Here is a 9,181-nt window from a genome sequence, read left to right as displayed (position 1 = left end):
GATCGTGCTGATCGCGGTCTCATCCGGGATGGTCTTGGTATCGGCCCAGTCGCCACCGCCGACGCCGAAGTCCAGGCGCTTGACCGTGGCCTTGCCGGTCAGCACCGGCTGGGTGCCCGGCTTCCAGGTGAAGGTGAGGGTGACCGGCTTGCTGACGCCACGCAGCTCGAGGGTGCCATCGGCGGCGAACTGGTCGTTGCCGACCGCGCGGAAGCCTTTGGCGGTGTAGCGCGCAGTGGCGAACTTGCCGACGTTGAAGAAGTCGGCACCCTGCAGGGTCGAGTCGCGGTCGCTGTTGCCACTCTTGGCACCGGCCAGCGGGATCACCACGTCCAGCGAGCCGGCGGCCGGATTGGCCGGGTCGAAGCTGAGCTTGGTGGCGAAGCCCGGGAAGCTGCCGGTGAACACCTCGCCGTCGTACTTGGTCGCGAACACCAGGATCGAGCCGGCGCCGGGGGCCTGCGCATAGTCGGCAGCGAGCGCCGGGGCGGTAGCCAGCATGCCGGCCAGGGCGGCGGCCACGGCGGCCGGAGTGGTCAGTTTCAGGTTCATCGGTCAGTCCTTCTGAGGGGAGGCAAGCCAGCCGCGCGGCAACATGCGGGACAGGGTCGCATCGCGCTGGAACAGGTGGTGGTAGAAGGCGGCACCGGCGTGGGCCAGTACCACCGCGATCAAGAGCCAGAAGCCGTATTCGTGGATGGCATGTGACACCGCGACAACCTGCGGGTCGGGTCCGCTCAGCTTGGGCACATCCACCAGGCCGAACCAGCGGAACGGGCGCAGGCCGCTGGCCGAGTCGTACAGCCAGCCCGACAGGGGGATGGCGAACATCAGCACGTACAGCAGCACGTGGGTGGCGCTGGCGATGCGTTCCTGCCAGCTGGGCACGCCCGGCACCGGCTTCGGCGCACCGGCATACAGGCGCCAGCCCAGGCGGAACAGCACCAGCGCCAGCACCGTGATGCCGATCGACTTGTGTGCGGTATAGACCCAGAAATACTTGGGGGTCTTGGGCAGCTCGCCCATGGTCAGGCCGACCACGCCCAGGGCGAGGATCAGCAGTGCGATCAACCAATGCAGGATCTGGCTGACACTCCCCCAGGCGGCGGGGGTGTTCTTGGCGGTCATGAAAGGTCCTCTAGCGGGCCATCTTGGGGTCGGAGTGCGGAACGGGAGCGGGAGTTCCCGGGGCGTCGCTGCGGTCGAGGGTGGCTTCAGCCTCGATCCTCAACTGCACTGCATCACCGATGACGCCCGGCCAAGCGGTGATGCCGAACGCGCGCCGGCTCAGCGTGGTGCTGGCCGAGAAACCGGCGGTGCGTCGGAATGGGGGCAGGGGGTAGCGCTTGATGGCGTTGAGGGTCACGTCCAGCGTGATCTCCTGGCTGACCCCGCGCAGGGTCAGGGTGCCGATCACGTGGGCGCGCCTGGCATCGATCGGTTCGACCCGGCTGGAGACGAAGTGTGCCTTCGGGAAGCGCTCACCATCCAGCAGGCTGCGCGCCAGCGTGGCCTGGTTCCATTTGGCATCACCAAGGTCCAATCGCGATATGGGAACCTCCACGTCCAGTGTGGCTTCGCGCCAGTTGTCGGGATCGAGCTGCAGGCGCCCTTCACTGCCGGAGACCGTGCCCATCGCCTGCGAGTAACCGGCGTGGTCGATGGTGAACAGCACACGGGTATGCACCGGATCGAGGCGATAGGTATCCGCATCGGCCCAGGCGGGAGCGGTGGCGAGCAGCATCGGCAGCAGGGCCAGGCAGGGACGCATCGATGGCGGGCTCCGGAAGGGGACGTTGCGATCATACGCACAGCCCCCCGCCAACGTTGCGTGCATGGCTGCAACAGTTCGTGGTGGGTCCGCCGGTGGAAACAGCCTGTTGCAGCCATGAACCCGGCGCTGTGTGACAATCGGGGCAGGACAGGGGGTTCAGGATGACGAGCGGTTGGCGCCTGTGGCGCCGGGGCATCGCGGGAATGGGGCTGCTGCTGATGGCATTTGCCACGGCGGCTGCGGCCCCGGACATGGCCGAGACACCGCGGCTGCGCCGTTTCGGTGCCGCCGAAGGCATGCCCTCGCGCATGGTGCTGGCGCTGGCCGAGGATCGCCAGGGCCATGTCTGGGCCGCCACCGATGGTGGCCTGGTGCGCTATGACGGTGGCAACCTGCGGGTGTGGGAACATGATCCGGAGCAGCCGGGCTCGCTGCCCGGCAACGAAATCGAGACCCTGCTGGTCGATCCCCTGGACCGCGTCTGGGTCGGCATCAATGGCAAGGGCGTGGCCCGGCTGGATGCCGACCGCGAACGCTTCAAGACCTTTGATACCGTCAACGGCCCCTGCATGAGCCAGTTCTGGACGCTGGCCTACGCCGAGGATGCACTGTGGATCGGCACCAGCGGCCATGGCGTCTGCCGTTTCGGTGAAGATGGCAGCCTGCGCTTCTTCGAGCATGATCCGGCCCGTCCCGAGGGATTGCCCAGCAATACGATCTACAGCAGCCTGGTCGATGCGCAGGGACGCCTTTGGATCGGCACCGAGGCGGGCATTGCGCGCTGGAACGGGACTGGGTTCGAGGCTGTCGCACCGCGCGAACTGGGGGCGCTGAGCGTGTTGCGCCTGAGCCGCGACCCCGACGGCTCGATCTGGGCCGGCAGCCAGAATGACGGCCTCTACCGTATCGACCCGCAGGACCGGGTCAGTCGTCCACGCTGGGCCGACAGTGCGCGCCTGCGTTCGGCGCTGGTGCTGGCTGATCGCCAGGGCGGTTACTGGGCAGGCACCTCCGATGGCCTGTTGCGCGGAGATGCCAGCATGCTGTGGCGGCTCGATGGCGACCGCGGCAGTGGTTTCCTCACTGCCCAGAGTGGTGTGCTCGATCTGCTGCAGGACCACGAGGGCGGATTGTGGGTGGCGCTGCTGACCCAGGGCCTGGCCTACCTGCCCCCGGACTGGCGCCGGTTTTCGATCTGGAACCAGCTTGACGGCAAGCCGCTGGACAGCCAGTACCTGTTGAGTGCAGCCAGCGATGGCCAGAACTACTACGTTGGCTCGGCACATGGCGTGTACCAGCTGGATGCGCAGGGAACCCTGCGGTTGCTGGCCAGCGATCGCGAGATTGGCAGCGGGGCGGTGTGGTCGGTGCTGCCGCGGCCGGACGGGCGCCTGTGGCTGGGGCGTGCCGGCCGCATCAGCGTGTACGACCCGGCCACCGGCGCGTTGCACGATTGGCGTATCGACGGGGGCGCGGACCTGCGCCAGCGCGTCGATCTGATGCGGCAGGCCCCCGATGGCACGGTCTGGCTGTCGGTGATGAACCTCGGCCTGCAGCAACGCAGTGCCGACGGCCGCATACTGCGCAGCTACCCGCTGGAGGATTTCCGCAAGACGGCCGATTCACCGATTGAGCAGATCCGCTTCGATGCCCAGGGCAAGGCCTGGGTGATGGGCGACATGGGGATCTGGCGTGAACAGGCCGGGCGCTTCGAAGCGGTGCCGGGCGTTTCGCGCGGGCTGATCTATGACCTGGTGTGGGTCGATCCGCAGCAGCTGTGGCTGGCCCGGCAAGGTGCGCTCGAGCGCTATCAGTGGGATGGCATGAGCCTGCGCCTGATCCAGCGCATCGATGGCAGTGCGGGCGTGCCGCCGGTGAGCATGGGGGGGCTGGCGTTGGCCGAAGACGGCCGCCTGTGGGCGACCACGCCACGTGGCCTGCTGCGATGGGATCCGAAAGCGCGCCGCCTGCAGCAGTTCAACGAACGCGATGGCCTGCCGGACGCCGAGTTCACCAGTCGGCCGCCGGCGGTGAATGCCGACGGTCGCGTGCTGGCGGTGGCCCAGACCGGCCTGGTCGAGTTCGATGTGAATGCCGCCGATACCACGCTGCCGCCTTCGTCACTGGTGATCGCCGAGGTCCGCGTGCGGCGCGATGATGCCCGTGGCTGGCAACCGCTGCCGACCAGCGGCACGTTGTTGCTGGGGCCGGATGACCGTGACCTGCAGATTGATGCGCGGCTGCTTTCCTATGCCAACCCGCAGGGCAACCGCTACCGCTTCCGGGTGCAGGGCTACGACCAGAACTGGGTGGAGCAGGGCGGTGACGGCCAACGCACGCTGTCGCGGCTGCCGACCGGCAGCTACGTCATCGAAGTCCAGGCGGCGACGGCCAGTGGCGCCTGGACACCTTCGCAGCGGCTGCAGGTAAAGGTTTTGCCACCCTGGTGGCGCAGCGGCATGGCGATCTTCGGCTACCTGCTGATCGGCTCGTTGCTGCTGCTCATCGTGGTGTGGTCGATCCGTGCGCGGCTGCGCCGCCGCCAGCAATGGCAGTTGACCGTGCACAAGCAGCAGCTGGCGGAGCAGGCATCACAGGCGAAGAGCCGGTTCCTGGCCACGCTGGGCCATGAGGTGCGCACGCCGATGACCGGCGTGCTCGGCATGAGCGAACTGCTGCTGGCCACCCCGCTGGATCCAGTGCAGCGCAGCTATGCAGGCTCGATCCAGCAGGCGGGCAGCCACCTGCTGCGGCTGGTCAATGACGCGCTGGATCTGGCCCGCATCGAGGCCGGCCGGCTGGAGCTGGACCTGCGCCCGTTCGATCTGGCCAGCCTGCTCGACCAGGTGCAGGCGTTGATGCAGCCGATGGCAACGCAGCGCAATCTGGAGTTCCGCCGTGGGGACATTCCACCTGGGCCGATCAGCGTCAGTGGCGACGAGATGCGCGTGCGGCAGATCCTGCTCAATCTGCTGGGCAATGCAATCAAGTTCACCGAGCGCGGGCACGTCGGCCTGGCCGTGCGGCTGGAAGACAACGGTGGTGGACTCTGCTTCGAAGTGCATGACACCGGCCCGGGCATCAACGCCGAGCAGCAGGACCGCCTGTTCCATCGCTTCGAACAGGCCGATGGCCCGCGCACCGCGTCGCGCTATGGAGGCAGCGGGTTGGGCCTGGCGATCTGCCAGGAGCTGGCCGTGGCCATGAACGGGCGGATTGAAGTGGACAGCCAGCCGGGCAAGGGCGCCCGCTTCCGGGTATGGCTGCCGCTGCCCTGGAACCGGCAGGCCGCCAATGCGCCGGGCGAATTGCCGGTACTGCCGATGCTGCCGCCACTACGCATCCTGCTGGTGGAGGATGACGCGACCGTGGCCGAGGTCATCGCCGGCCTGCTGCGTGGCCGTGGCCACGACGTGGTGCACGTGCTGCATGGTTTGGGCGCGCTATCGGAGATCGCCACCGATGGCTTTGACGTGGGCCTGCTTGATCTGGATCTGCCGGCGCTGGACGGCACCGCCATCGCCCGGCAGCTGCGCACCATGGGCTATGAACTTCCCCTGGTGGCGGTCACTGCACGGTCCGACGCCTACGCCGAGACCCAGGTCCTGGCGGCTGGGTTCGATGGCTTCCTGCGCAAGCCGGTGACCGGTGACATGCTGGTGACTGCCATTGCCCAGGCGCGCGCAAAACGACAAACCGCCCTTTGAATGCGCCAGCGCCGGGCGTGAACGTCGCGACTTTCGGTTTACCATGCCGACGCCCGTAGTGCGGGAATCATCAGAAGCAGCGTGAGGAGGCAATCGGTGGTGTATCTGCGGGCGGCGATGCTGCTGCTGGTCCTCCTGTGCGGCCTGTCACCCGCTGCGGCGCAGCCGGTGCCACCGAACCCGCGCCAGGTGACGGTGTTCGACGGCTTGCCGTCCAACACCGTGAACCGCATGGCCGAGGATCGTTACGGTTACCTCTGGATCGCGACCAACGACGGCCTGGCCCGCTACGACGGGCGCAACTACCGGATCTGGCGCTCGGAAGACGGCCTGCGCGACAACCGCATCTGGACGGTGCTGGTCGATGCCCGCAACCAGCTCTGGATCGGCACCGAGAACGCCGGCCTTGTACGGATGTCGGCCGATCGCCGCCAGCTGCACTTCTACGACCGCAGCAGCCAGCCGTTGATGGGCACCAACACGGTCTGGAGCCTGGCCACCACGCCGGATGGTTCGGTCTGGTTCGGCACCCACGAAGGTGGTCTGTACCGCCTGGACAACCAGGACCGGTTGCAGCGCTTCCTGCCTGAAGCGAACAACCCGCGCAGCCTGCCGGCGGCATCGGTGCCGTACCTGGCCACCCTGGCTGACGGCAGCCTGTGGATCGGCACCAAGCATGGCGTCGCGCGCTGGACCGGCACGGACTTTGAGCGGGTCGGGGCCGGCATCATTCCCAGCCTGCTGATCAATGGCTTGACGGCCGAATCCGATGGCAGCCTTTGGATCAGCACGATGGCCGGTGCCATGGTGCGCCGTCCCGATGGTCGTTTCGAGGCACCGTCTTGGAAGCTGCCCGAAGGCGAGCAGGTGCTGGGCATGATGCTGCGCGACGAGCAGGGCGGGCACTGGCTGGACACCCGCACCGGACTCGGCCGGGCGGTCGATGGCCAGTACCAGGCCGTGCCCCTGTACAGCGCGGTGGCACGTGGCCCGGTGCGCCCGAACTGGACAGGCGCCTACGAGGATCGCGAGGGCGGCATCTGGTTGGCCAGCACGAATGCCGGCCTGTGGCACCTGTTGCCGCGCTGGTGGCAGTTCTCGGTGCTGTCGCGGCTGGAAGACGACCCCCGCTCGCTGCGCAATGCCTTCGTGCTGGGCACCAGCCCCTCCAGCAATGGCGGCATCTGGACGGTCGGCAGCCACGGCGCGCTGGACCGTTTCGATCCGAAGACCGGCAGCATCGAACAGCACCGTACCTGGGTCAACGGCATGCACTGGCTGACCTCGGTGCGCGAGGATCGCCGCGGCCAGGTCTGGATCGGTTCCAACGACGCACTGCTGCGCTATGACCCGAAGCGGCGTGATCTGCGCCGCTGGGGCCGGGATGCCGGCGCCGACGCGACCATGGAAGGGGTCATCGAATCCATGATGACCTGTGATGGTGACAGTCTCTGGCTGATGCTGCCGTCGGGGCTTCAGCAACGCGATCTGGATGGGCGCCTGCGGCGCCAACTGGATAATGGCCAGCGTGGATTGCAGCAGGGCCAGCTCAATCTGGACGTGGAATGCGGGCCACAGGACCATATCTGGCTGGCAAGCAGCCGTGGCCTGCTGCAGTGGCTGCCGGAAAGCGAGCGTTTCCAGCCGGTGCCGGGTGCGCCGGCGACCGCGATCCATGCACTGCACGTGGGCACCGATGGCCAGGTCTGGCTGTCCGAAGATGGCCGCCTGTCGCGCTACCGCTGGAGCCAGGGCCGGCTGGAGCGGCAGGCCGTGATCGGTGCAGAGCAGGGCTACCCGGCGATCTCCGCCTCGGGGCTGGTGGTCGATGCGCAGGGGGTGGCGTGGGCAACCAGTGCGCGTGGCCTGGTGCGCATCGGGGCCGACGGCCAGAGTGTGCGCCTGTATGGCGTGCACGATGGCCTGCCGAGCCAGGAATTCCGCGAACACACGCTGGTGATGTCGGCAGACGGTCATCTGGTGGCAGGTACACCGGCCGGTGTGGTGGTGTTCGACCCGAAGCAGGTACGTCCGTCGATGCGGCGTGCGCCGCTGGTGATCGAGCGGGTGGAGGTGCGCCGCAACGAGCAGGTGCTGGACCTCACCCACGACGCGCCGTTGCAGATCGCCGACGGCGACCGCGATCTGCGCATCGTCGCGCGCCTGTTGTCGTTCGCCGATTCGGCGTCCAACACCTATCGTTACCGCTTGGCCGGCTATGACCCGGACTGGGTGGAAGTGGGGCCCGCCGGTGAGCGCTTGTTCTCGCGGCTGGCACCGGGCAGCTATCGGCTGGAAGTGCAGGCGCGGTCGGCTGACCATGTCTGGTCACGTGTGCAGAGCCTGGAATTCCGCGTGCAGCCACCGTGGTGGCGCAGCTTGTCCGGCCTGTTGATGCTTGCCTCGTTCGCGCTGCTGCTGACCAGCTGGTTTGCCTGGCTTTACCGTCGGCGCCTGCAACGTCGCCACGCCTACCAGCTTGCGCTGCACAAGCAGGAACTGGCCGAACAGGCTTCGGCGGCCAAGACCCGCTTCCTGGCCAATCTTGGCCACGAGATACGTACACCGATGACCGGTGTGCTGGGTATGAGCGAGCTGCTGCTGGCCTCGCCGCTGGATCCGCAGCAGCGTGGCTATACACAATCGATCCGCCATGCCGGCGAGCACCTGCTGCATCTGGTCAACGATGCGCTGGACCTGGCGCGGATCGAATCGGGCCGCCTGGAGCTGCAGCACAAGCCGTTCGCACTGGGCAGCCTGCTGCAGGACCTGGCCGCGCTGATGGGGCCGTTGGCGGCGCAGAAGGGTCTGCGTTTCACGCTCGACAACCAGCTGCCCGCCGGCCTGCAGGCCAACGGCGATGCAATGCGGGTACGGCAGATCCTGTTGAACCTGCTCTCGAATGCGGTCAAGTTCACCAGCCGCGGCACCATCACCCTGCACGCCCGCAGCGACGCCGAACTGCGATCGCTGCATTTCGAAGTGCGCGACACCGGCCCGGGCATCAGCCAGGAACAACAGCAGCGCCTTTTCCGCCGCTTCGAGCAGGCCGATGGCGCACGCACCGCTGCACAGTACGGTGGCAGTGGCCTGGGCCTGGCAATCTGCCGCGAACTGGCGCATGCCATGCAAGGGCGGATCCAGGTGGAGAGCCAGCTCGGTCGTGGCACCTGCTTCGGCGTGACGTTGCCGTTGCCGATGGTGGTCGATGCCCATGCCGAGGCAGAGGGTGATACGCACCGCCAGGAAGCGGCCAACATGCCGCCATTGCGGGTACTGCTGGTGGAAGACGACGCGACCGTGGCCGATGTGATACGCGGGCTGCTGAGTGCGCGTGGGCATGAGGTGGTGCATGCAGGCCATGCGCTGGCGGCGCTGCGCGAGATCAGTGCCGGCGATTTCGACGTCGGCCTGCTGGACCTGGACCTGCCGGGCCTGAGCGGTTTCGAACTGGCCCAGCACCTGCGCAACCAGGGCTACATGCTGCCGCTGCTTGCCGTGACCGCGCGGACCGATCCGGACCTGCAGCAGCAGGTGGAAGCGGCCGGCATCGGCGGTTTCCTGCGCAAGCCGGTGACCGGTGAACTGCTGCTGGAAGCGATCGCCAGGGCGATGGGCAGGTAGGGTTTATTGCAGGGCTTGCAGCCCTGCACCTGCTGCAAGCCGGAGCAACAGCAACAGCCGAAGCAAAAGCTGGCTT

5 protein-coding genes are annotated in these 9,181 nt (G+C 67.5%); 2 read left to right on the top strand and 3 right to left on the bottom strand.

The window, feature by feature from the left end:
* From N5C25_RS07025 to N5C25_RS07015, 3 genes are all read right to left on the bottom strand, one after another.
* Positions 1-552, bottom strand: a 552-nt coding sequence (locus N5C25_RS07025) for a YceI family protein (protein ID WP_279936671.1), incomplete at its 3' end; no start/stop codon positions are given.
* Between the two features lie 3 nt (positions 553-555).
* Positions 556-1,128 carry a cytochrome b gene (locus tag N5C25_RS07020; RefSeq protein WP_005410672.1) on the bottom strand — a complete coding sequence of 191 codons (573 nt, stop codon included), beginning with the start codon at positions 1,126-1,128 and terminating at the stop codon, positions 556-558.
* Positions 1,129-1,138: 10 nt separating this feature from the next.
* Positions 1,139-1,771: a YceI family protein gene (locus tag N5C25_RS07015; RefSeq protein ID WP_279936670.1), complete on the bottom strand. Its 633-nt coding sequence runs from the start codon at positions 1,769-1,771 to the stop codon at positions 1,139-1,141.
* Between the two features lie 164 nt (positions 1,772-1,935).
* On the opposite strand from N5C25_RS07015, the gene N5C25_RS07010 reads away from it, so the two are divergent.
* Together N5C25_RS07010 and N5C25_RS07005 are read left to right on the top strand one after the other, a co-directional pair.
* Entirely contained in the window at positions 1,936-5,481 is a 3,546-nt protein-coding gene (locus N5C25_RS07010) for an ATP-binding protein (protein ID WP_262212646.1), read from the top strand.
* A 96-nt stretch (positions 5,482-5,577) separates the two neighbouring features.
* The gene (locus N5C25_RS07005; RefSeq protein WP_058981148.1) at positions 5,578-9,105 is read left to right on the top strand and encodes a hybrid sensor histidine kinase/response regulator; all 3,528 of its coding nucleotides are present in this window, start codon (positions 5,578-5,580) and stop codon (positions 9,103-9,105) included.
* Positions 9,106-9,181: the final 76 nt, after the last annotated feature.

Origin of the sequence: Stenotrophomonas sp. GD03958, assembly GCF_029839005.1 — a bacterium.
In the GTDB taxonomy this organism is placed as follows: Bacteria; Pseudomonadota; Gammaproteobacteria; order Xanthomonadales; family Xanthomonadaceae; genus Stenotrophomonas; species Stenotrophomonas hibiscicola.
Note: the sequence above shows the minus strand (reverse complement) of the source record. Positions and strands in the feature narration are given on the sequence as shown.

Bases quoted from the DNA above. Each gene is read 5' to 3' on its own strand.
- N5C25_RS07015 (WP_279936670.1), bottom strand. From the start codon at position 1,771: ATGCGTCCCTGCCTGGCCCTGCTGCCGATGCTGCTCGCCACCGCTCCC.
- N5C25_RS07020 (WP_005410672.1), bottom strand. From the start codon at position 1,128: ATGACCGCCAAGAACACCCCCGCCGCCTGGGGGAGTGTCAGCCAGATC.
- N5C25_RS07010 (WP_262212646.1), top strand. From the start codon at position 1,936: ATGACGAGCGGTTGGCGCCTGTGGCGCCGGGGCATCGCGGGAATGGGG.